Source organism: Sessilibacter sp. MAH3 (assembly GCF_054658275.1).
Window position 1 is genome coordinate 1 of record NZ_BAAGIE010000035.1, and the last position, 21778, is coordinate 21778.

General features: G+C 41.3%; 21 protein-coding genes and 3 tRNA genes. 10 read left to right on the forward strand and 14 right to left on the reverse strand.

Features of this window, described 5'->3' with window-relative positions; genetic code table 11:
- Positions 1-414: 414 nt before the first annotated feature.
- The 5 genes from ACYQ2C_RS16445 to ACYQ2C_RS16465 form a co-directional block, all read right to left on the reverse strand.
- Entirely contained in the window at positions 415-831 is a 417-nt protein-coding gene (locus tag ACYQ2C_RS16445; RefSeq protein WP_460104258.1) for a hypothetical protein, read from the reverse strand.
- 184 nt (positions 832-1015) lie between these two features.
- A complete protein-coding gene (locus tag ACYQ2C_RS16450) occupies positions 1016-1744 on the reverse strand; it encodes a tRNA-uridine aminocarboxypropyltransferase (protein ID WP_460104256.1) in 729 nt (242 codons plus the stop codon).
- A 10-nt stretch (positions 1745-1754) separates the two neighbouring features.
- Positions 1755-2429 carry an SDR family oxidoreductase gene (locus ACYQ2C_RS16455; RefSeq protein WP_460104254.1) on the reverse strand — a complete coding sequence of 225 codons (675 nt, stop codon included), beginning with the start codon at positions 2427-2429 and terminating at the stop codon, positions 1755-1757.
- Positions 2430-2647: 218 nt separating this feature from the next.
- Positions 2648-3778 carry an MBL fold metallo-hydrolase gene (locus ACYQ2C_RS16460; RefSeq protein ID WP_460104252.1) on the reverse strand — a complete coding sequence of 377 codons (1131 nt, stop codon included), beginning with the start codon at positions 3776-3778 and terminating at the stop codon, positions 2648-2650.
- A gap of 319 nt (positions 3779-4097) precedes the next feature.
- Complete coding sequence (locus ACYQ2C_RS16465) at positions 4098-4991, reverse strand: LysR family transcriptional regulator (RefSeq protein WP_460047743.1); 894 nt, start codon at positions 4989-4991, stop codon at positions 4098-4100.
- A gap of 117 nt (positions 4992-5108) precedes the next feature.
- On the opposite strand from ACYQ2C_RS16465, the gene ACYQ2C_RS16470 reads away from it, so the two are divergent.
- The gene (locus ACYQ2C_RS16470) at positions 5109-6593 is read left to right on the forward strand and encodes a serine hydrolase domain-containing protein (RefSeq protein WP_460104251.1); all 1485 of its coding nucleotides are present in this window, start codon (positions 5109-5111) and stop codon (positions 6591-6593) included.
- 89 nt (positions 6594-6682) lie between these two features.
- Here the strand turns inward: ACYQ2C_RS16470 and ACYQ2C_RS16475 are convergent, their stop codons facing one another.
- Positions 6683-8143 (reverse strand): hypothetical protein, encoded by a 1461-nt coding sequence (locus ACYQ2C_RS16475; RefSeq protein WP_460104250.1) that lies wholly within the window; start codon positions 8141-8143, stop codon positions 6683-6685.
- A gap of 470 nt (positions 8144-8613) precedes the next feature.
- Between ACYQ2C_RS16475 and ACYQ2C_RS16480 the strand changes: the two genes are divergently transcribed.
- The 3 genes from ACYQ2C_RS16480 to ACYQ2C_RS16490 all read left to right on the forward strand — a co-directional run bounded on the left by ACYQ2C_RS16480 (position 8614) and on the right by ACYQ2C_RS16490 (position 10975).
- Entirely contained in the window at positions 8614-8916 is a 303-nt protein-coding gene (locus tag ACYQ2C_RS16480) for a hypothetical protein (RefSeq protein ID WP_460047746.1), read from the forward strand.
- Between the two features lie 398 nt (positions 8917-9314).
- Entirely contained in the window at positions 9315-10124 is an 810-nt protein-coding gene (gene djlA / locus ACYQ2C_RS16485) for a co-chaperone DjlA (RefSeq protein ID WP_460047748.1), read from the forward strand.
- Positions 10121-10975, forward strand: a complete 855-nt coding sequence (locus ACYQ2C_RS16490) for a helix-turn-helix domain-containing protein (protein WP_460104248.1) — start codon at positions 10121-10123, stop codon at positions 10973-10975. The genes djlA and ACYQ2C_RS16490 overlap by 4 nt, the downstream gene beginning before the upstream one ends.
- 423 nt (positions 10976-11398) lie before the next feature.
- Here the strand turns inward: ACYQ2C_RS16490 and ACYQ2C_RS16495 are convergent, their stop codons facing one another.
- The 4 genes from ACYQ2C_RS16495 to ACYQ2C_RS16510 form a co-directional block, all read right to left on the reverse strand.
- Positions 11399-11635, reverse strand: coding sequence for a hypothetical protein (locus ACYQ2C_RS16495; protein ID WP_460047751.1), 237 nt, complete (start codon positions 11633-11635; stop codon positions 11399-11401).
- A 6-nt stretch (positions 11636-11641) separates the two neighbouring features.
- Positions 11642-12490 (reverse strand): mechanosensitive ion channel family protein, encoded by an 849-nt coding sequence (locus tag ACYQ2C_RS16500; RefSeq protein WP_460047752.1) that lies wholly within the window; start codon positions 12488-12490, stop codon positions 11642-11644.
- 89 nt (positions 12491-12579) lie between these two features.
- Entirely contained in the window at positions 12580-13134 is a 555-nt protein-coding gene (locus ACYQ2C_RS16505) for a DUF3806 domain-containing protein (RefSeq protein ID WP_460047754.1), read from the reverse strand.
- Positions 13135-13292: 158 nt separating this feature from the next.
- Positions 13293-13796 (reverse strand): hypothetical protein, encoded by a 504-nt coding sequence (locus tag ACYQ2C_RS16510; protein ID WP_460104245.1) that lies wholly within the window; start codon positions 13794-13796, stop codon positions 13293-13295.
- Positions 13797-14073: 277 nt separating this feature from the next.
- Here ACYQ2C_RS16510 and ACYQ2C_RS16515 point away from each other — a divergent pair, with 277 nt between their 5' ends.
- From ACYQ2C_RS16515 to ACYQ2C_RS16525, 3 genes are all read left to right on the forward strand, one after another.
- A complete protein-coding gene (locus tag ACYQ2C_RS16515) occupies positions 14074-14910 on the forward strand; it encodes a pseudouridine synthase (protein ID WP_460104244.1) in 837 nt (278 codons plus the stop codon).
- Between the two features lie 92 nt (positions 14911-15002).
- Positions 15003-16670 (forward strand): alpha/beta fold hydrolase, encoded by a 1668-nt coding sequence (locus ACYQ2C_RS16520; RefSeq protein WP_460104242.1) that lies wholly within the window; start codon positions 15003-15005, stop codon positions 16668-16670.
- A 25-nt stretch (positions 16671-16695) separates the two neighbouring features.
- Positions 16696-17445: a spermidine synthase gene (locus ACYQ2C_RS16525; protein ID WP_460047760.1), complete on the forward strand. Its 750-nt coding sequence runs from the start codon at positions 16696-16698 to the stop codon at positions 17443-17445.
- A 72-nt stretch (positions 17446-17517) separates the two neighbouring features.
- Here the strand turns inward: ACYQ2C_RS16525 and ACYQ2C_RS16530 are convergent, their stop codons facing one another.
- The 4 genes from ACYQ2C_RS16530 to folD all read right to left on the reverse strand — a co-directional run bounded on the left by ACYQ2C_RS16530 (position 17518) and on the right by folD (position 21148).
- Positions 17518-18582, reverse strand: a complete 1065-nt coding sequence (locus ACYQ2C_RS16530) for a class I SAM-dependent methyltransferase (RefSeq protein ID WP_460104261.1) — start codon at positions 18580-18582, stop codon at positions 17518-17520.
- The gene (locus ACYQ2C_RS16535) at positions 18575-19315 is read right to left on the reverse strand and encodes a pseudouridine synthase (RefSeq protein WP_460104240.1); all 741 of its coding nucleotides are present in this window, start codon (positions 19313-19315) and stop codon (positions 18575-18577) included. Before ACYQ2C_RS16535 ends, ACYQ2C_RS16530 begins: the two co-directional genes overlap by 8 nt.
- Positions 19305-20150, reverse strand: a complete 846-nt coding sequence (truC, locus tag ACYQ2C_RS16540; RefSeq protein WP_460104239.1) for a tRNA pseudouridine(65) synthase TruC — start codon at positions 20148-20150, stop codon at positions 19305-19307. Before truC ends, ACYQ2C_RS16535 begins: the two co-directional genes overlap by 11 nt.
- 143 nt (positions 20151-20293) lie before the next feature.
- On the reverse strand, positions 20294-21148 hold the full coding sequence (gene folD / locus ACYQ2C_RS16545; protein WP_460047766.1) for a bifunctional methylenetetrahydrofolate dehydrogenase/methenyltetrahydrofolate cyclohydrolase FolD: 855 nt from the start codon (positions 21146-21148) through the stop codon (positions 20294-20296).
- A gap of 314 nt (positions 21149-21462) precedes the next feature.
- Between folD and ACYQ2C_RS16550 the strand changes: the two genes are divergently transcribed.
- The 3 genes from ACYQ2C_RS16550 (at position 21463) to ACYQ2C_RS16560 (ending at position 21771) form a co-directional block, all read left to right on the forward strand.
- Positions 21463-21539 (forward strand) — tRNA-Pro (locus ACYQ2C_RS16550).
- A 26-nt stretch (positions 21540-21565) separates the two neighbouring features.
- A tRNA-Arg gene (locus ACYQ2C_RS16555) sits at positions 21566-21642 on the forward strand.
- 53 nt (positions 21643-21695) lie between these two features.
- Positions 21696-21771: transfer RNA gene (locus ACYQ2C_RS16560), tRNA-His, on the forward strand.
- The last annotated feature ends 7 nt before the right edge of the window (positions 21772-21778 follow it).

The window sequence follows — 21778 nt, forward strand, 5'->3', positions numbered from 1 at the left end:
GGTTTTGGATAAAAGGGTTCAATCACCGAACATAATTCCGCCCATGGTAGAATTTGATTCATTTGCTCAAGAAAGATTTCCTTACGAGTTTTCTTGCGATACTTTTCAAAACCGTTGGTGTTCAGTGTTTGTTGTTTCATGATCAAACCGTTTTATTTGCAGACGAGATATTATGGCAGATCTCGGAGGTTAATCAGAGGTTCCTATAGTTTTTATTTTAAACTCGGTTTTTTTAATTTGTTTTCTGTAATTAAATGATGGCTGGGTTATTTAAAGGTTTTTAGTTGAATAAGATTTTTTGGTAAATAAATGGCTTTTTGGTTAGTTACGGGTTCTTATTTAATTATCAAGTTTATAAATTTATTTGACGGTATTTTAATAACAACATTTTATTATTGCGAATAATGTTGAGGTTTAAGTTTCTTCAGAGATAACTCGGGGCCAGCGTCCGGTTTTGTGGTTGCTGTTGTTTGATGCTTCGGTTACTACGTATAAACGTTGTTCGTTGCCGAGTGTGGCAATTAATCCTTGAATAAATTCGCCGGATTTTAGTTCGTACCATTGGCTTTCGTTGTTGATGTCTTTTTCCATAAAGGCTTCAACGTCAATTTTAACGGGAATGGGTGAGTATTGGCTCCATTTGCCCGAATGAATGGAGTCGAGTCTTGCCCAGCCGCCTCTTGGCATAAATCCGGGTTGGCTTTCTCGTCTGCCCCAGGCAACCAGTTTATGGCTACCGTCTTTTTGGCGTACGGGTAACACGGCTTTTGGGTTTGGAAAATAAATTTTTAATTCGTCACCATCGGCTTTAAATCGTACGCCTCCGCACATGGGTAATATCCTTTGGGTAATTATTTTTCGTCGAAATTATTTACTATAGGAACCTCTGATTAACTCATCCATGATTTAATCGGAGGACAGAAATTGACAATGCGATTTCCAATTTCTTCACAATTTCAATCACTTACCGTTCTTGAAATTGGCGACACATCCTTGTGTCGCGAGAAACTCTAGGTTAATCAGAGTTTCCTATTTTTTCTAGCGGAACGTTCATGCGCATGGATAAATAATGCTGATTAAATATCTTAAAGTAGGCGAGTAGATGTTCGGCTGTTGCGGGTTTGTTTAAATTATTTAATGCAGCGATAAATGCTTCTGCGGTGGAGGTTTGCATGTCTCGTGGCGCTTTGCGCATGCCGTATTGTCCGCAAAGTTGGTCTTCAGATAAGGGAATGCACGGGAATAGATGCAACCAAGGGCTTTGAAGATACATTCTTCGCGCTTGCTTCCAAGTTGCATCAATGATTATCACGGTAAGTTTTTTGTCTTGCGGTAATTCAGTAACTGTTGCAGCTGTTAGTTGTGGGTTTTTCTCACCGGGAAATAACAGTAAAAATTCTCGCGTTGGGTCTTTTAATAATTGCTCTAAATTTGCATCGATGGCGGTTCTTGCCCAAACATAGGCGAAGGTATTGCTTGGAAAGCAATCCGCAATTAATCGGCCGGTGTTGGTGGGTTTTAAAACTTCATTGCGATGAAGTAACAAAATAACGTCGACATCTGAGTTGACCTCTTCACGAAATGAACAAATGCATCGGCTGAGCTGACAACGCTTGCAGCGAATTACCTTAGCGCCACGCGCCAAAAACGGTTTTGTGGCTTCGGCAAGGCGTTTTGCACGAAGTGTTTCGAAGGCATTGTTGTGTTGCTGTGTATTCATTTCGTGAATTTGGGTGTTGCTCATAAAACGTTCATTACCAAGTTAAGGTTTCGCCATTGGAATGCCAAAAGCCGCCGGAATTTGCAAGGGTGAGCTTCTCGATTTGTGCGGCTAAACCCTCTGCGGACTGTTTGGGCGTGATATCGCCATTACCACCAACCATGTCGGTTTGCACAAATCCGGGGTGCAACAGTGCCACGGCAACGCCTTTGGGTGCTAGATCGAGCGCTAAAGAAACTCCAGCGGCGTTTAATGCTGCTTTTGACATTCGGTAGCCATAATACCCTCCCGAGGTGTTGTCAGCCATAGATCCCATGCGGCTGGTAATCATGGCGACCTTTGAGCCCGAGGCGAGTAGGGGCAGCAGTTGGCTGGTAACTCTTAGAGGGCCAATGCTGTTGATGCTAAATTGTTGTGCAATGGCGTTTGCGTCTAGAGAGCCGATGCTTTCACGACTTAACACACCAGCATTGTTGATAAGAATATCTATATGATCAGATTTGAGTTGCTTGGCAACCTGTTGTTTTAATTGCACTAGGGTTTTGTCATCGCCAACATCAATGTGCTCAATAATGTTGGCGCCTGAGTTTTTAAGTGCGTCGCTCGCACTTCGGCAAAGAGCGATAACGTTAAAGCCTTGTTTGAGATAGCGCTCAACCAGCGCGAATCCTATACCTCGATTACTTCCGGTAATAACAACATTTTTCATGGTCATTCTCTTTTTAATGTGTTCGGTTTTTAATTATTTTCTTCTGTTTAAAGGAAACTCTGATTAACCTAGAGTTTCTCGCGACACAAGGATGTGTCGCCAATTTCAAGAACGGTAAGTGATTGAAATTGTAAAGAAATTGGAAATCGCATTGTCAATTTCTGTCCTCTGATTAAATCATGGATGAGTTAATCAGAGGTCCATAAATTATGGTTGAATTAATCAGAGCTTTTTTTGTTTAATATGAATTGGTCGCGGTCTTCTGCGAAGTAAATTTTGCCAGAAAAAGATTGCTCTATGCCTTGTTTGGTTTCTTGTTCGCGGCCAAGGGTTCTATTCATTCTGTGCGATAAAATTAATTGCTGAATATTTGCAGCTTTTGCAAACGCTCCTATAACAGACGGTGGCATGTGCAGGCTTTTTGCAATGCGTCCTGCGTCTTCGGGTACTGCGTTATGCGCAACCCAAACATCGCTGTTTTTAATTAATGGAATAAATGCGTCACCGCCGGTATTCATATCGCCATTAAAACTGATTGAGCAGCTACCAATATCTATTCGCCAAGCAACAGCCGGAATAATTCCGTGTTTTACGCCGGTTGCCGATATGTGAAGATCGTCTTCGATTTTATGAGTAACAATTTCTTGTTTTAAATGATCGATGTTTTGGGTTTCGATAACATACTGAGATTGTTCGTTGTTGGTGCTTGGAAGATAATCTGATAAATATCGAAATGGGCCTGATTCACCAAACAATCCGGTGATAAATTCTTTCGTGTCTGGCATTTTAAAATTACCGGTCGGGCCGAAAATTAACAAATTTTCGCGGCGGTCAGTAAAGTAAGAGGCTTTTATTAAAGCGGGCAGGTCGGCGGCATGGTCTACGTGTAAGTGCGTTAGTAACACCGCGCTTAGGTCTTCAATACGTGCGTTTGATTGCTCAAAATGCAATGCCGAACCCGAACCAAAATCTACTAAAAAGCGTGCTTTGTTATCGATCCATATTAAATAACCTGTAGAGGCACGGTGATCATCTAATTCTGGGCCTCCCGAGCCTAAAATCTCTAGTTTGATATTTTTATTGCAGCTATTTTGGCTATTCAGCGTGTAAATGGAAGTGGTATTTTCTGCGCTAAATTCTGATTTATTAGACGTGGTGTTGTTTGCACAGGCTGCAATAGTGATGGATGTGATCACTATTAAATTCTTAGCGACCTGTTTTAAGGTGGTCTTTAAAGGATTGTGCTGGCTATGGCGGTGTTTAAACGTGGTTTTGTTGTTCATCATCGATAAATAATCTTGGGCAATTTTTATTGCGCAAAGATTAGGTGTTTCTGGTGTTAGAAACAAATAAAAAAGGCCATTAATTGAGGGCCTTTAGAAATGCGATTAGATTCGGTTAAACTTTTGTTATGCAAAAATGTTTTGCAAGTTCTAATCGTTTTAATTTATTGGAATTACAGAAGGAGAATCGTTGTGAACTTATTGGAACCTCTGATTAACTCATCCCTGATTTAATCAGAGGGAAGAAATTGAAAACGCGATTTCCAATTTCTTCACAATTTCAATTACTTACCGTTCTTAAAATTGGCAATACATCCTTGTATCGAGAGAAACTGTGTCGGTAGAAACTTTAGGTTAATCAGAGTTTCCTATTGTTATTCGGCTCTTAGGACTCTTGGCATAAGTCCGTAATGGCGCGCATAAACCATTGTTTGGCCTTGCCCATGTGTTGGTTTTTCCACGCCAGCTGCATAGCAACTTGTTGTGGTGCACCGTCGCCAATGACTTTTAAGCTGCCGTTATCTAATAGGTCGTGCACACGAGAGATGGGAACAGAGCCGATACCAATTCCTTTAACCAGCGCATTAATCTTTAAACTGATACTAGAAACGGTTAAGCGAGGTTGTTTATCAAACAGTCGGACTTCTCTTTTCGGACGTGTAATGGCTGAGTCTGCCACGGCGATTGCGCGAAATTGCGTCAGAGATTCTTCAGCCAACGGATTTTCCATTTGATGGATTGGGTGCGTTGGCGCCGCACAGTACATAATGGTTTCGTTGTACAAAAATCGGGTTTGGATTTCGGCCAAGCGAATACCAATGTCTGAGGCAATGACCAGGTCTACCTTGTCTTGTTCGAGAAGCTCCCAAGTGCCTGAAAGCACCGAGCTTTGCAATTTGACGCGCGTTCCCGAGACCTTTTCGAATTTAGAAATTAGTGGGAATAAGCGCTCTTCTTCAAATAACGCTTCTACGCCAATGGTAACTTCCGGCTCCCAGCCGTCCGCCATGGCGCGCGCGTCAGAGATCATTTCTTCGGTTGCGTGCAGAATTTCACGGCCACGTTCTAAGATGAGTCGGCCAATGGGTGTTAATAATGCTCGGTGTCCGGAACGATCAAACAAAAGTAGGTCTAATTCTTCCTCTAACTTTTGAATACTGTAACTCAAAGCGGAAGGGACTTTCGATAATTCTTCGGCCGCGGCAGCAAAACTGCCACGGCGGTCGATGGCGTCAAGTGTTCTTAACGCATCTAGGGTTAACTGTGGATCTCGTCTCATAGTTATGTAATCTGATATTGGGTAGTAGAAAATAGCAGTTAACCACGTCTTGAGCTTCTTGGAAAGCTTGGTAAATTCACCCGGTTATATCAGCGACGGAGTATTAAATTTCTTCAAATGACGACGAAACATTTTCAACCATTTGCAACGCTATTTGCTCAAAAATGGGTATTTTTTACCGCGTTATTTAGCTTCTTTTTTAGTGCAGTAATCAGTGGCGTTAATGCGTCAGAAAAAGTTACCTTGCCTATTCCTCCACTCGTTCACAAACAATTAAATGATGTCGTCTCGAAATATCCGGGGCTTTCGGGACAGGCCGTGCTTATTACTCCACAAAATACTTTTTTTGTGAATTTTGGCAATGTGCCCGTTGACGCTAATGCCCAAGCCATTGAGCCTGTTAGCGCTTCGACGGTATTTCGCTTAGGCTCAATTACAAAGTCTTTTACCGCTATCGCCTTATTAAAATTAATAGAACAATATCCCGATAAGGTTGCGCTTGACGACCCGATTTCGAAATTCATTGAAGAAGGTTGGATAACAAATTCTTATGCCAACGATATTACTTTAGCGCAACTGCTCGAACATACGGCCGGCTTCACCGATATCAGTGGTGAGGAGTTTGATTTTAACGAGCCGATACCTCTTGAAGACGCCTTGCTGAAATTTAAGCAATACCATCATACACGCTGGAATCCGGGCGAATTTAGTTCATACAGTAATTTAGGCGCGGGATTTGTTGGTTACGTGATAGAACAGGTGAGTGGGAAACCTTATGAAGACTTTTTAGCCGAAGTGGTGCTCAATCCTTTGGGTATGACAACCGCCGGATTTAAACAGAGTTCGGTTCGGGTGATAGGTTATAAATCTGACGGAGTTACAGTAATTCCCTACTGGCATACGGTTTATCGACCTTTTGGTGGTCTCAATGCATCTGCCTTGGATATGAGCCGATATTTGCAGGAGTTGTTGAATCCTAAGTTACTGTCAGCGAAAGAATTACAACAATTCATTACACCCAATACCGGTTTAGCTGCCGAATCAGGATTAACTTTTGGTTATGCGTTGGGTAATTACACGGCTTTAGTAGAAGATTATTTATTTCATGGGCATTCGGGTGACGCCGACGGGTATTTATCCAGATTTGGTTTTAGCCAGGAAGCCGAAGGTGCTTACTACGTTGTTATTAACCGTTTTGATCGCGCCTTGGTTAGCCGTTTGCAAGATGTTCTCGCGAATGCCGTTGTTGCACATGCTAAGCGACCACCGCCAAAAGCACCAAAAATTTTAACCATAACCGACAATTATCAATGGATTGATGATCGTTATACCGAAGCGACGGCACGTTTTATTAATGAAGACAAAAGTACAGCAGAGTTTGGACAGATTTATTTTGATACTCGTAAAAATGTTATTCGGGTGAAAAGAGCGGGGCGATCTGATTCGCTTTGGTATCCCGTAGCTATTGGCAAAAATAAAGAAGGCGAAGAGTGGGTGTCGGTTCGACATAATTATGAAAATCGAGCTACAGCAGTATTTCTCAAGAAAAAAGATGGACGTATTGCGTTTATTACCGAGTTTTGGAATTTAGTAAAAATGTAATTTTTTGTTGGTAGTCTAAAAAGTAATTTTATTACTATTGGTTGACTTCAGGAAACTTTAGGTTCGTCAGAGTTTCCATTGCTTATGAGTTAATTAACATCTGCTGACATTATGGCGCGTCGAATATCGGTATGAGATGTTTCTATGAAATTAAGGTTCGAGTTAAATATAGTGTTTTTATAAATAACGCCAATTTCGGCAAGCGTTGGCGCAACATCTGGAAAGCCGGTACGGTCGGCCCATTGTGAATAAAGAGGCATAAAAACCGGCTCGGGTAAAAAGGTGTCGAGCTTGGTAAACATTTCTATCGTGCTCCAGCTGCGATTTGCAGGTAAACAACAATTGGCTAGCTCAGCGAAAACCGAATTTAGGGATTGTTTATTATTGGTCATTTTCCGAATTTCGACATCGGCCATTAACGCGATGGCAGCGCCACTCCAATAAATCATCATGCGGGCGCTTCTCATACCCGCTTTGGGGCTCTGATTCGGCGAGACCTTTGGGCGAACGTCCATGCCGCGCTGAAATCCTGCCAATAAATTCTTCCACGCGGTTCTTTCATCGTAAGCACCTAGCTTTGCCATTAATACATTTTGGTAATAGCTGGCGAAGCCTTCAGATACCCAGCGTCCATTATCGCCAAGATAGGGTTGCAACAAATGACTGAATTCGTGGGCAGCGGTCCAGTCAGACATAAGTTCTTGGGAGGTTGCTGCGGGATTTACATAAAATCTAACGGTTTGTGTGCCGGCTCGCACCACATGCCCGAAAGGAACCGGTTCACCCGAGGGAATGGGGGCGGTTGGAATTGCGATTACCTGTATTCGATAGCTTGGATTTGCCCCGATAGTTGTTTGTAATTGCTCGATGTTTTTTTGAATCCACAAGTGTATTTTGCCAAAATCTTTCTCGTGACCTAGGTAGGCAAAATCGATCTCCATAGCGCCAAGAAATTCTCGACCACCTAGAAAATGGCCAATGATTAAATGCCCTGATTCATTAGAGGGTGCTTCGGTGATGCTCAAACGGTAGTGATTATCGCCCATTGTTTGTAACGGCCATGGGCTTGTGACGGAATATCCGTTGGGAAGAATTAGTTCTACCGTGGTTGGCGCAGATGTTCGGATTAGCCAATCGTAGGTATTTAGCTGCCAAACTGAATCTTGATGAGCAACTGAGGTTCTTCCTCGCCAAGCTGGCGGGTCAAATTCATCAATACGCAATTGATAGGTGATACAAGATTGCGGCGTTAAGTTAACTTTTCGAGAAATAAGCGAGATTGCTTGTGCTTGATTACAGCTTTCAGGCAGGTTAGTTGTGTTGGCCAAATGCGCTTTGTTGGGCAACTGTATTTTATGGCGGTAAGAATCCGCGTTAGTAACCGTTACCAGAATGGAATCGTTCGATTCTGGCCAGGTGACTTGGACGATGACTCCGTTTGGGTTTGCCTCGGCGGGAAATGGCTCATGAACACGGTCTGATGTTTGGGCTTTGGTTGCAATGGAGAATAATGACCCGATTAGAAAACATCCAATCATCAGATTTCGCATGCTTTTTCCTTGAGTTTAGCGTGGCGTAATATCAGTCTTTGGATTGTCTTCATTGGAATAGTTCATCAATATCTCTAAGGAACCTCTGATTAACTCATCCCTGATTTAATCAGTGGACAGAAATTGAAAATGTGATTTCCAATTTCTTCACAATTTCAATCACTTACAGTTCTTGAAATTGGCGACACATCCTTGTGTCGCTGGAAACTCTAGGTTAATCAGAGTTTCCCTAACAAAATCTTGACATTAGGATGAGGTTGAATAACAATTGCTGCATTGCAGCAAAAGATATGTTTGGCATTTGAGTAAGAAAACCAGCGATTATTTTTCCTTACGAACATTATCGATTGCAAAATGGTTGTGAAAAGCGTACGAAAGAGTATGTACAGAGCGTAGTCGTACAGTCATTCAATGGTACGAATAGTTTAACGAAGTTCGCTATTTAGAAATATTTCTAGGAGATTAATCTCATGAACGAAGATCTGATGAAACCATTTGAATCTGTTAAGTCTTTAATGACTATGCAGGCAGATGTTATCTCTAAAACCGTTGCTCAACAGCAAAAAGCTGCTCAAGCGTTGTCCGGTTTTTTCCAAGACGAAGCTAAAAAAGCTCAAGCATTGAAATCGCCTGAAGAGCTTTTGCAATTCAATATCGATTCTAGCAAAGCGTTGTTTGATCTTCTTAAAGATCAGAGCTCAGAATTTTCTACCATTGCAGAGCAAGCACGCGATGCATTTGTGAAAGAAATCGGAACCTTTGGCCCTAAGTAATTACTTCTAAGTAATTGGCCTGACGTTGTTCTGAAAAAACCCTGCATTAGCAGGGTTTTTTTTGACTGCGAATGACACTTTTCATCCACGATTCCCATAGAGCCTTTTGCCGAATCGACATTGATCTCTGTGTGCTCAGGCGCATTCTGTTTGCCTAGTTACATCTCACCGACTACATCTCACCGACTACATCTCACCGACTACATCTCGCTGGTTACATCCTGATAGCTTTTTCCTTTCAAGATTTTCCTCTCCATAAACCTATCCCTTTGTTCTGCTGTCTATATGCCTTCTATTGGGAGTCCTGTTAGGATGCAAGCTTTGAATTCTGCAAAGGTTTTGAGCTGATTACCTCTGGTTAGGTATACTCTTGCTCATCGATTTAAGAGAGATGTGAGATGTTTTTTGGAAAGGTAGTAGGTGGTTTACTCGGGATAACCCTAGGCGGCCCCATTGGTGCTATTGTCGGCGTCGCTTTAGGACATTTTTTCGACAGAGGGTTGTCTAAGTTTCGTCCTGAGTTATCCGCTGAAGATCGTGCTCATGCAGAGCAGGTGTTCTTTTCTTCTGTTTTCCAATTAATGGGGCATGTTGCTAAAGCAGACGGTCGAGTGTCTGAGCAAGAAGTGGCACGTGCAGAAGAAATTATGGCACATATGCAGCTTTCGACTGCAATGCGTGCTAAAGCGATCGAATACTTTAAGAAAGGTGGTCAAACGGATTTTGATCTTCCTGGCGTTGTCGGTGAATTCAATTCCATTGGTAATAAATTACCCAGCTTACGACAAACTTTATTGACCTATCTTATTAATATTGCATTAGCCGATGGTCAAATTGATGATGCTGAAGAAGAGTGCCTTGGACAGATTTCTGAGCATTTAGGTGTTTCTAAGTTTGCTTTTAAACAGCTTATGGCGATGTTGCGCGCCCAGGCGCAATTTTACCAACAACAGCAAAGACACGGCTCGCAACCCTATACACCGAGTAAAGATGAATTGGCATTGGCTTATGAATCGTTGGGTGTTGCCTCTGATGCTAGTGATCCGGTTGTTAAAAAAGCCTATCGCAAATTGATGAGTGAAAATCACCCAGATAAACTTCAAGGTCAGGGCGTTCCTCAAGAAATGATTGAAATGGCCACCGAGCGTGCGCAAAAAATCCAAGCTGCTTACGACCTTATTAAAAAGTACCGAAAAACTCAGTCATGACAGAATCTCCAACTTCTGCAACACCAAAGGAAAAAGTATTTTCTCGGTCAGCAATGGCCGATGCGCTGGGCGTATCTTTAAAAGAAGTCACCGAAGTCTTAATTAAATCGGGCTGGCTGACTCAGCAGGGCGATCAGTGGCATTTAACCGCCAAGGGTGAGTTTGAAGGCGGTCAGGTTCGCCACAGCAAAAAATTCGGCGACTATATTGTTTGGCCGGAAAGTGCGTTAACGCATCCTATTTTTCGCTTTGATAAAGATGAAACGCTTAAAGCCAGTGATATTGCCAAAGAAGTTGGCTTAAGCGGCCGTTTGGTGAATTTATTACTTCAACATTGCGGTTGGTTGAAGCGCGAACACAAAGGCTGGACGCTTACACCTTTGGGGGCGTCGGTTGGTGGTATTCAGCACGAAAACGCTAAAACCGGTGTGCCTTGGTGCTCTTGGCCCAAATCGTTATTGGCGCAGGATTATTTTCAACAAGCTTGCGTTAATCTCACCAATATCGAAATTAAACCGCATTTGTGCAGCTTAAACGGTATTGATGTTAAAAGCCCGCAAGCGGCAGCGTTTTTATCTTGGTGTTATTTAACCGGTGTGGTCGTTGCACAGAATATTGCTCATCCAGCTCGTGCGAGTTTAATTTTCGATTTTTATTTACCGCGAGTCGGATTGTTTATTGATATTTGGAGCACGAGCTTAACACCCACGCAATTAGCGGCACGTTTAGAGCGAAAAACGGTGTGTGAAGAGTTAGAAATTGATTACATCGTATTTGAAGAGGTTAACATTCTTCAGCTTGAACAGGATCTACCGAGAGAGCTGCTTAAACGTGACTTAGAAGTATTATAGGAACCTCTGATTAACTCTTCCATGATTTAATCAGAGGACAGAAATTGAAAATGTGATTTCCAATTTCTTCACAATTTCAATCACTTACCGTTCTTGAAATTGGCGACACATCCTTGTGTCGCGAGAAACTCTAGGTTAATCAGAGTTTCCTATAAGAAGTACCGTGAGAACTGCTGTAAATAAGTTACTTTTTCTATCGAAAGCTCCGATGAACTCTTCCATGATTTAATCGGAGCGAAGAAATTGACAATGTGATTTTCAATCTCTTCGCAATTTCAAGCACTTACCGTTCTAAATGTTGGTGACACACTCTTGTATCGCTGGATATTGATTTTTATTGTTTAAAATTTCGATCTCAATGCAGCGCTGCAAGCGCGGCGCAAAAAATCTTTTCGTTCTGCCAATTGCTTAATTAAAGCGATTTTATTGCCCCAAAATAATGGCTAACCAATCTTTTAATGAGTGGCTTTTACCAAGTTCAGACTCAGCCTCGGTTTTCATTTCTAGGGTTCCTAGTGCTAAATCTACAGCCATTGAATGATAGACCGACTGAGGATGTTTAAATCCTTTGCTTGACGCACGATCTTCTAACAGTTTAGCAATGTCTTCCAAATCTTCGGAATAAACGCCGTTTTTCTGTAAGGGTTTTAAATAATTCATAGATAATTATTGGGTGTGTGATGATGAATTTAGAAAACGAACTTCTCTTTGTGGGAAAGGAATTTCGATGTTGTTTTTAATGAGAGCGTCGTAAATTGCACGGTTAGTAAGAAATTTTTGCTCAAAATATTTAGTGGTTGGAGCCCAAAAACGCATTGCCAATTCAATGCCACTGTCGGCAAAATTATTAATGCCAATTTGTGGCTCTCTAGAATCGTTGCCTACTACCGATCGAAAAGCATCTAACATTACTTGTTGCGCCAAATCTAAATTACTGTTGTAAGCAACCGAAATAGACAGTTCTACAACTCGACATGCGTTGGAATTATGAATAATTTCGCCAATGACATGTCGGTTTGGAATAGTAATTTGCTCTTCGTCTTCGTTGGTTAAAACCGTTGTTGCAAGATTAACTTGTTTAACGACACCGGTCACACCTAATAACGAAATAGTATCGCCGACCAGATACGGGCGCGTAACAATAATATTCAGCCCGGCACTGTAGTTAGAAAGCAACCCTTGTACTGCTAGTCCAACACCCAAAGACAGCGCACCAATTGCCGCCACCATAGGCGTAATGTTGATGCCGAGTTTATTGAGCACTACCACAACGGTCATTACAACGACCGTAATTTTTACCAAATTGCAGACAAAGTTGGTAAGAGTTACATCTAAATGACGCGCAAGACAGATTTTTTTAACCCAGTTTGACGCTTTGTTGGCGACCAAAAGCCCCGCCAAACTAATAACGATAGCTCCAATTATTTGGAAGCTGTAGGTCACCAAAAAAGTGGCAATTGCATCGTACAACGCAGTGAGTTGGGCTATTGATTCTCCTACGGTATTGTCGTTCACCGGTTACTCCTTCTACAGATTTGGCAAATTAGCAAAGGATACTCGAACCGGTGAAAAATACAGAGTTTTTAGCTGAATTTATTGAGCGTTTAATTTACCGAGTAGGGTAACTTAGGGGTTAATGGCTTTAAGCTTTCTGCGGTTTTGGCGTAAATGTCAGAAACGTTTGGGCTTAGGCCTGCTTCCATACGTCTTGAAAGCATAGTGATTGGAAAAATACAGTGCTCAGTTTGAGGAAAACATAAGGCTCGACTGCGGCCAAGTTGGTCTTCATAGACACGCCATTCAAGCTTATATTCTCTTTGAAATTGATCACCTAACACCACTCCAAGCGCTTGCAATTGTAATCTGTCACTTGATGGGATTAATTTTTGATCAATTATTCTTTGCAACGTCTCTAAATCTGACTTGTTGCCTTTAATGGGTGTTCCTAGTTTTAACGACGTAAGTTCATCAATGGAATCTCTTTGGTTCACAAGATGTGCTTCGTCTGTGGGTGTTAACGGAGTAATTTTAGGCCACTGTTTTTCGTCAACAAATTGAGCGAAAACCGGTAATGACACTGCAAGTAAAGCAATAGAAGCGGTAATGTGTTTACGAATTTTAGAGAAATTAAATTTTGAAGGCGTAAGAATATTAAACATTGTTGCTACCGATGTCTGGTTGAGGCAGAAATGGGAACCTTTTCATAAATATGGCGCTAGAGCGTGTAAATTACAAGTCACTAGCGCCACTGAATAGACATTGGTTTTGTCTTTATGATTCCCGAAGTATCAATCAATCTCGCTTCGGGAAGAGTGTGTCATCGGCTGGCAAAATTATGCTGGTTGTTTGCCAATTGAACGGCCTCGGCAAGAGCGTTAACAGACTTAAAAGACATCTGCGTTAATTCTTGTGATTGCGATACATTTAAATCAAATTTTGTATTAACCATATTTTTGAGCGCAGATTCATCAACTTGCTTGTTTTTTTGCAAGGAGTTGAGCTCATCTGGCGTTAAACTGGCGCTTTTACCGCCTGGCAAATAAATTGTACCGTGGTAAAAATCGACACCAAAGGCTATCAGTCCGGGAATAATGAATAACAGCAAGCCAACACCATCTAGTGCTACAATTCCGGGATCGAGACGCCCTTGAGTTTGTCCTTTTCGTTCTGGATAGAATAGGGTGCCGCAGGCGGTTAATTGTGTCACTAATGCAATTGATACTACGGCCGCTGTTAGGCGAACTGGTCTAAATTTGGCCGAAATTGAAGGCGCCAAACGTTTAAATAGAAGATTTGGTGCTTGGGTAGTCAATAATTTCATGATCAAAAATTCCGTAACTGAATAAATGTCTGAATTCAATCGAATGGTAAATATTATCCATTGATTTCTGAGTATAAATTTTATTAAACAAAAGGTGTACCAATTATGGCTTTGTTGGATGTCTTTGCTATTTATTAATTTGAAATTGTATCTGAGTGAAAAGAAATTGGGAGCTGCGCTAGGTGGATTCCGTTGACGCGAGTCACAATTTTGCGGAATAAGTTTTAAGAGACTTCGTTCATTTTAGAAAACTGAGTGCAGGTAAGTAATAGTTCACATGATCGATGTTATTTTTGAAAATGAAGAATTTTTGGTTGTTAATAAACCGAACAATGCAGACTTCCATGATAATGAAGAAACATTAGGATTTTTTAATACTGTAAAAGAAACGCTTAACCTTAACGAGTTATATCCAGTCCATCGATTAGACAAGGTAACATCTGGCCTGTTGTTAATTGCAAAAACAAAGTTTGTTTGTGCACATTTAACTCGGCTGTTTCAAGAGCGCAGTATTGAAAAACTTTATTTAGCGTTGGCATACGGTAAACCTAAAAAGAAACAAGGCCTTATAAAAGGCGACATGATTCGAGCCAGAAGAGGTGCCTGGCGGCTTGACCGAACCCTAAATAACCCAGCACAAACTCATTTTTTAAGCTATTCCGTAGAATCTGGATTACGTTTGTATTTGTTATATCCAAAAACCGGAAAAACACATCAGCTGCGAGCAGCATTAAAATCGCTGGGTACGCCTATTTTAGGCGACCATCTTTATGGCGGTGGTGATTACCAATGTGATAACCATCCTGAATCTGTATTTATAAATATTGCACCAAAAGACGAACACTGGGTGTACCTGCATGCGTTTGCGCTGCGATTTCATTATTGCGATCAGGAGTTCTCTTTTTTCGCATTTCCACAGACGGGTTTATGGTCTAAAGAAGTTATTTCGCAATCTTTAGGTTGCGACTCTTATGTTCACCAACAGGGCAGTTTTATAAAAACGTTGAATGTAGGTGAGTCGCAGATAGATTCTGGATTAAACGCCGCAGCTAAGTCAGATTTTTCGCAATTGCGTTCGATTTTTGATCTTTTTTCGAAGAAGGTTAAAAGTTGAGTGAATATCTTTTTTCGCCAAAAAATTGTTTTATTTTTTTCTGTACCGCAATTTGTATTATTTTGGCAGGGGTGGCGTGGCGTTTATATCATTTGAATGTCTCTGCCGCTCAGCCATCGTTAGAGAATTTAAATTCAATAACCGTAAATGATTGTGGCAATGCTTTAACAAATGATTTTTATGTACTTTGTGGATATTATACCACCCCCAGAATTAACAATAATAATGTTCAAATACCTTTTGTTGTAATTAAGAAGAGGGAAGTTGAGCATCGCAACTCTATTCAGACTCAATGGCTCTCGGAGCAAGATGTTGCCGTAAATGCAGTGTCGCTGAAAACTCCCGCGCAGGGCCATTCTTCAGAAGACGGCTCTGCTAATCTTGGGTTATCAAACATTAATTGGCCTGAAAACAGCTTCAATCTTCAAGATATTTTCGACGAACAAATTCCACTCGTGGTATTACCCGGCGGGCCGGGATCGGCAACGGGAATTCAGTCTAAATCCCTTCAATATTGGTTGGGTTGGTATCACCGACAGGGCTTGTCAGAAGCTGTGATTTTGATGGATTACCGAGGTTTAGGTGGTTCCATTCCAGCGGTTGATTGCGCATCTACCAGTTCGGGTAGCGCTGCTATAGAAAAACTTGGATTGCGTTTATTAGAAAATAAATTGTCCATTAATTACAGCGAAAGCGAGCTACGTTTTTTATCATTGGTGCAATGCTGGCAAATTGCACAAAATTTTGGATATTCGGAACTGGATTTCTCGGCTGAGACCAATGCTATCGATTTGTTGGGTCTGGCGAAGTTGTTGAATATTCATCAGCTCAATATTTATGCTCGTTCGTACGGGACCCGTGTTGCTGTTATCGCTGCGCTGCAACAGTCTGATTTGATAAATTCAATGGTGCTGGACTCGTTGCATTCCCTCGAAAATAACGATCCAAATCAGTGGCCGTTAAAATATCGGCAAGCATTTTTAAATCTTATTCATTACTGTAAAACTTCGTCATTATGTTCGGTTACAGACGATTCTCTTAAGCGCGCTCTCGATTACAGAAAGCCAGTTTCTGCTACCAACCAAAACGATGTCGATACGAACGATACCGTCAAGAACAGCACCGTCGAAAACAGTACCGCCGAAAACAGTACCGCCGAAAACAAGGTCTCCACAAATAACAGTGCTGATTTTAACTATGAAAGTTATTTAGCGGAGGCTATTTTTCAGAAAATGCGCGAGCATAATTCTGCAAAGAATATTCAACAACTATTAACTGCATCGAAAAACGATTGGTATTCCGATGACGCAAGTATTAATAGTCAGAGAGTAGAGTTTGGTGATGTGGTTTATTTTGTAAACCAATGCATTGATAATAATCCGATTGATCATTCTGTATTTTCTAAAAATTTAGGCGAAATCGGCTATTTATCTCAGTTTGTTTCTTACGATACTGATACCGATTTTTGCCGGTTGTTACAGTATTCGAATTATTTAGCACCTTACAAATCTGCGAATGTTTCGGTAGAGACGGTTTTGCTTGCCGGTGGTTTAGATCCAGTGACACAGTTGTCTCAAGTTGAAGCAGCAAATTCCCATTTTTTACGATCGACACTTTTCGTATTTCCCGATGCAGGTCATGTGCTTATCGACCAGTACCCATGCTTGGATGACGCCTTGCCGTTTTTACTTCATAATCAAGGCTCCGATTATGTTTACGAACATTGTAGTCAACAGTCGGTTCGAATTTTAATCAGATAATAATTTATAACTACAATTGCTCACTATGGCTGTCTTGTTCGAAGAAACAATTAACGGTAATCAATATAAAGTCACTTCTGCCGGAAGTAGCATTCGTTTGTTCACGAATGGACTGTTCCATTCGCAATTTAATGATCGCTCAATACTCAGTGGTGCAGTTTGGGATTTATTGTTTTTGCCGTCTTTATTGTCACAAACCCAGCCGTCTAATGCCTTAATTTTGGGTGTGGGTGGTGGTGCTGTTCTGCGAATGCTTCGACATTATTTTCTCGATTGTAAGATTACGGGAGTCGATATTGACGCTGTTCATCTTGATTTGGCGAGAAAATATTTTGGCGTTGATGAGTCTTATTCGTTGGTTAGAGCTAATGCCTTGGCTTGGGTGGCTCAGAATAAAAAGCGATCATTTGATTTTATTATTGATGATGTTTTTGCTGGTATGAGCGGCGATCCAAAACGCAGCATTGCTGCCACAACACAATGGATTGAAAAGCTTGAGAGCCGTTTAAACGACACGGGTGTACTGGTGTTTAACTTCGATAAATTGTCAGATTTACGTAAGGTTTTAGCTGAGTCTAGATCGTCTCTGTTGGCCAGTTGTTTTAAGAGCGCGTTTATTTTAAGTTCCAAGAGCTATGAAAACCGCATTCTAGCCCTATCTAAACAATCGGTTACCTATGAGGCTTTTACTGACGCGATTAATAATTTACCGGAAGCCCGTCGATTTGGCTTTCAAGCCGGGCATACTTATTTAATTGAGTCGTTGAAGCTTTAATCCACGCTATTTAACGCGAACCGTAGTTGTGGACCTCTGGTTAACTCACTTTGTGTCGCGGGAAACTCTAGGTTAATCAGAGTTTCCGTTACTTAATTCAAATACTTTAAAGCCATTTGCGTGCTTTAGTACCGTGCAGTTTGAAAACAGATTTTTGCTTTTTTGCTCTAAAGGTAAAAATTGGTTCACCACAAACAGAGCTTTCCCGCCTTTTTTAGTTAATTGTTTGGCGGTAGATACGAATTTTTCTGTCAAATCGTAGACGTGGTCAAAACCTTGATGAAACGGTGGATTGCAAAGAATTAGATCGAATTTTTCTTGACAGTTTTTTGCACAATTGTCAACCCAGGTATGAATGCGCGTTATTTTATTTTCTGTGCAAGTTTTTTCTAGCGCATTGACCGCTGTAATATTGTTGTCGGTTGCGTAGATGTGTTCAAAGCCTAATGCACTAATTTCTAGTGATAAATATCCCCAGCCACAACCTAAATCTAAGGTTTTTACCTTTTTTATACGTTCGGCATAATTATCATTTTCTAATAATTCTTTTACGGCCTGAATTAATAATTCGCTGCCTTGGTCTACTTTATTCCAGCCAAAAACACCGGGTTTACTAAAGCATGGAATATCGCCTGCTTGATGAACTATTTCGTATTGGGTGTAATTTTGGTCGTCTAGAAAATTTTCTGAATCGGTTTGAGTTTTGGTTAGGATTACTAAATAACCGGTTTTTTGTTTGTCGATTGATCCATGACCAAATAAATCTTTTGCCTTTTGAGCATAAGATTTAATGCCTTCGTTTTTTTCACCGGCTAAAATTAATTGCCCATTAAGCGGTAATAATTTATACGCTTGATTGATCACATGGTGTACTAAGGCTTTTTCTTTGGCAACTCTGAAGTAAACACAATGAACGGCTTTTGATATTACTTGAAAATTAAAATCTGACAGAAATGCTCGCTCTGTGGGATGTTCAGAAACAATATCCTGACGATTGCTGATAATGGCAACGTCATCGCCCAGTAGAGCTTTACTGATGCTTTCAGAGCTTTCATCCAATACCCAGAGGGAATTTTGACTCACATCTTTAATGCGATTGCGATAGTTAGAAAATAATAAAGCTTGGACGTTATTCATTTTCACAAAAAGTATCTCTTTCGCTGTTATCAAGGTAGAAGTATTCGGTTTCTTGCAGTTCGTTGGGTAATGTTAAACGACCAATTGCGGTACGATGTAAGGCAATGACTTTGTTGCCAACTGCGGCAAGCATGCGTTTCACTTGATGATATTTACCTTCTTGTATCGTTAGTAATATCTCGGTGTTGGTTATCTTTTCTACCGTTGCTGGTAAGGTGGGTTTTGATTCGTTTTTTAGTAGAACACCGGTTTCAAGCTCGGCAATTTGCGCCTCGGTAATGTCTTCTTCCAGTGATACTCGGTAGGTTTTCGGACATTTTGATTTTGGTGAGGTAACCTTGTGATTCCAATGGCCATCACTGGTTAACAGCAGAAGTCCGGTTGTATCTTTATCTAGCCGACCGACAATTTGTATTTTTTCGTTATAGAGCGCATCGAGCAGTTTTGTGTCGTTTTCATCTTCTGCCGATTGCTTTAGCGCATCGATTACCGTTGGATGTTCAGCATCTGTTGTCGCGCAGACAATTCCGGCAGGTTTATAAAATACAATGTACATATCGGTGAAGACTTCTACGGCATTACCATCTAGCTTTATTAAATCGTCGGCTGAAATGGCGAAGCTGGTGCTTTTCTCGACAACTTCATTTACGGTAATTCTTCCCGCTTTAATAATTTTCTTTATATCTGTACGGGAATAGGTGGTGTTATTGGATAGATATTTATCAAGACGCATAATGATTGTTTAACAGCTCTGAAACCGATGATGGCCATTGGAATTTTTCAAACAATTGACTCATTGTTTGATCAAATTCAGCGAAAATTGAAACAGATTTATTGGTGTAAGGATGATAAAACTCAAGTGATGCCGCGTGTAATAGCAGACGATTGCAATTTAATTGCTCTGAAAATATGCGATTATGTAAGCTCTTGCCGAATTTGGCATCACCGATTATTGGATGACTTAAATGTTTTAAATGTCGGCGTAACTGATGTTTTCTTCCCGTTTTAGGTAGGCATTTAACGAGTGAATATCGGCTGGTTTTAAAGCGATCATTGGCAACTTCAAGCTCTATGTTGTTTAGCGGTATAAATAGGCTTTGTGCTTCTTGAGGGGGTTTATCTTTCTTGGCTTTTTTATCGGTGTATTTATCCAGTATTTCTTTTAATGGATGATCAACGTCTGTTGCCGTATTTAACCAACCTCTAACAACCGCTAAATAGGTTTTGGTGACATTTTTTTCTTGCCATGTAAGTTGGATATCTCTCGCGGCGGTATCACTGAGGGCAAATAGAAGAACACCGGAGGTAGGCTTGTCGAGACGGTGTACAGGGAATACCCACTGATTTATTTGATCTCGAAGTATTTGCATTGCAAATTGCGTTTCGTATTTATCGATTTCGCTTTTGTGAACCAATAAGCCAGAGGGTTTATTTACGGCGATAAAAAAATCATCGCGATAAACAATATCGAGTGCTGCAACCTCAGTGTTACTAGAGAAGGGTGGTTGTGTCATTGAGGTCGTCAGTTCGTTAAATTTGGTTTCTATGGGAACCTCTGATGAACACATCCATTTAATTCATCCTTGATTTAATCAGAGGGCAGAAATCGAAAATGCGATTTTCAATTTCTTCACAATTTCAATCACTTACGGTTCTTGAAATTGGCTACACATCCTTGTGTCACTGAAAACTCTAGGTTGGTCAGAGTTTTCTATAGTTGAGCTTGAATTTTCTTCTCGCCGGAATCAACGGATTGATAAATCAACGTATTAATGGTCATTGGGCCAACGCCGCCGGGAACGGGAGTGTAAGCTGAAACCCTATCTTTTAAAGGCTCTAACTCAATATCGCCAACGCCACCTGGATGATAGCCGGCATCAACCACTACGGCACCTTCTTTAATCCACTCGGCTTTAATGAACTCCGGTTTACCAACAGCTCCCACAACGATGTCGGCCTGTTTAATATGATCGGCAAGATTTTCGGTGCGTGAGTGGCAAATGGTCACGGTTGCGTTTGCGTTCAACAACATTAACGCCATTGGCTTGCCAAGAATAGGGCTTCTTCCGACAACCACCGCGTGTTTGCCCGACAATGGAATATTATAGGCTTCTAACAAGCGCATAATACCCTTAGGGGTAGCACAACCGTAAGCGTCTTCACCCATACTCATTCTGCCAAAGCCCAAACAAGTTACGCCGTCTACGTCTTTTTCTAATGCAATGGCATCAAAGCAGGCGCGTTCATCAATTTGCTCAGGAACGGGATGTTGTAAAAGAATGCCGTGAACATCGGGATTAGCGTTTAATTTTTCAATTTCGGATAATAATTGCTCGGTAGTCGTAGATTCAGGAAGTTCTACCTTTAATGAATCCATTCCAATTCTTGAGCAAGCATTTCCCTTCATCTTAACGTAGGTTGCTGATGCGGGATCACCACCAACTAATATGGTTGCAAGAATTGGGGTTTTACCGCCGCTTTGTTGCTTTAGTTGATTAATTCGTTCGCTAAGTTCTTGTTCTGTCTTTTGGGCGATGGCTTTGCCATCCAATACCAATGCTGTCATGGTGATATCCGAAGTTCTGACCAAAAGTTGGCTGCTGTGGTGTTCAAAGGTTGCATAAAAAAGAGGGCGCGTATTCTCCCACAGGTTTAAAAATAGACCAAGCCCGTCTGAATCGATTAAATTTTCCACCAAAATCGGTAAGTCATTGGTTTAATTTAAAAGATTTAAATTTTTTGTTGTTAAATTGTTGACGGCCTTAAAGTGCGTATGTATGATGCGCCCCACTTGAGAGAGACAGCTCACCAACAAAAATAACTTGTTGCAAAACATGTTTAAAGTTGGCCTAATGAGTAAGACTGTTCTCAGGATTTCATCGGAGTGTAGCGCAGTTTGGTAGCGCATCTGGTTTGGGACCAGAGGGTCGGGGGTTCGAATCCCTCCACTCCGACCATTATTTAGCAAGTCCAGTAGTTCGATGCGCCCGTAGCTCAGCTGGATAGAGCAACGGCCTTCTAAGCCGTAGGTCGCAGGTTCGAGCCCTGCCGGGCGTGCCATTCAAAGTCAGCTGTTTGCTGTTGGTCTAAGATGACCTAAACTCTCTACTATGGTGGCTGTAGCTCAGTTGGTAGAGCCCCGGATTGTGATTCCGGTCGTCGGGGGTTCGAGTCCCCTCAGCCACCCCATTTGAAA

Coding starts and splice junctions, on each gene's coding strand:
- ACYQ2C_RS16480 (WP_460047746.1), top strand. CDS start 8,614: ATGAACGAAGATCTGATGAAACCATTTGAATCTGTTAAGTCTTTAATG.
- truC (WP_460104239.1), bottom strand. CDS start 20,150: ATGTGTTCATCAGAGGTTCCCATAGAAACCAAATTTAACGAACTGACG.
- ACYQ2C_RS16510 (WP_460104245.1), bottom strand. CDS start 13,796: ATGAAATTATTGACTACCCAAGCACCAAATCTTCTATTTAAACGTTTG.
- ACYQ2C_RS16525 (WP_460047760.1), top strand. CDS start 16,696: ATGGCTGTCTTGTTCGAAGAAACAATTAACGGTAATCAATATAAAGTC.
- ACYQ2C_RS16475 (WP_460104250.1), bottom strand. CDS start 8,143: ATGCGAAATCTGATGATTGGATGTTTTCTAATCGGGTCATTATTCTCC.
- ACYQ2C_RS16530 (WP_460104261.1), bottom strand. CDS start 18,582: ATGAATAACGTCCAAGCTTTATTATTTTCTAACTATCGCAATCGCATT.
- folD (WP_460047766.1), bottom strand. CDS start 21,148: ATGACAGCATTGGTATTGGATGGCAAAGCCATCGCCCAAAAGACAGAA.
- ACYQ2C_RS16455 (WP_460104254.1), bottom strand. CDS start 2,429: ATGAAAAATGTTGTTATTACCGGAAGTAATCGAGGTATAGGATTCGCG.
- ACYQ2C_RS16515 (WP_460104244.1), top strand. CDS start 14,074: ATGATCGATGTTATTTTTGAAAATGAAGAATTTTTGGTTGTTAATAAA.
- ACYQ2C_RS16470 (WP_460104251.1), top strand. CDS start 5,109: ATGACGACGAAACATTTTCAACCATTTGCAACGCTATTTGCTCAAAAA.
- ACYQ2C_RS16490 (WP_460104248.1), top strand. CDS start 10,121: ATGACAGAATCTCCAACTTCTGCAACACCAAAGGAAAAAGTATTTTCT.
- ACYQ2C_RS16505 (WP_460047754.1), bottom strand. CDS start 13,134: ATGTTTAATATTCTTACGCCTTCAAAATTTAATTTCTCTAAAATTCGT.
- ACYQ2C_RS16445 (WP_460104258.1), bottom strand. CDS start 831: ATGTGCGGAGGCGTACGATTTAAAGCCGATGGTGACGAATTAAAAATT.
- ACYQ2C_RS16535 (WP_460104240.1), bottom strand. CDS start 19,315: ATGCGTCTTGATAAATATCTATCCAATAACACCACCTATTCCCGTACA.
- ACYQ2C_RS16495 (WP_460047751.1), bottom strand. CDS start 11,635: ATGAATTATTTAAAACCCTTACAGAAAAACGGCGTTTATTCCGAAGAT.
- ACYQ2C_RS16450 (WP_460104256.1), bottom strand. CDS start 1,744: ATGAGCAACACCCAAATTCACGAAATGAATACACAGCAACACAACAAT.
- ACYQ2C_RS16465 (WP_460047743.1), bottom strand. CDS start 4,991: ATGAGACGAGATCCACAGTTAACCCTAGATGCGTTAAGAACACTTGAC.
- djlA (WP_460047748.1), top strand. CDS start 9,315: ATGTTTTTTGGAAAGGTAGTAGGTGGTTTACTCGGGATAACCCTAGGC.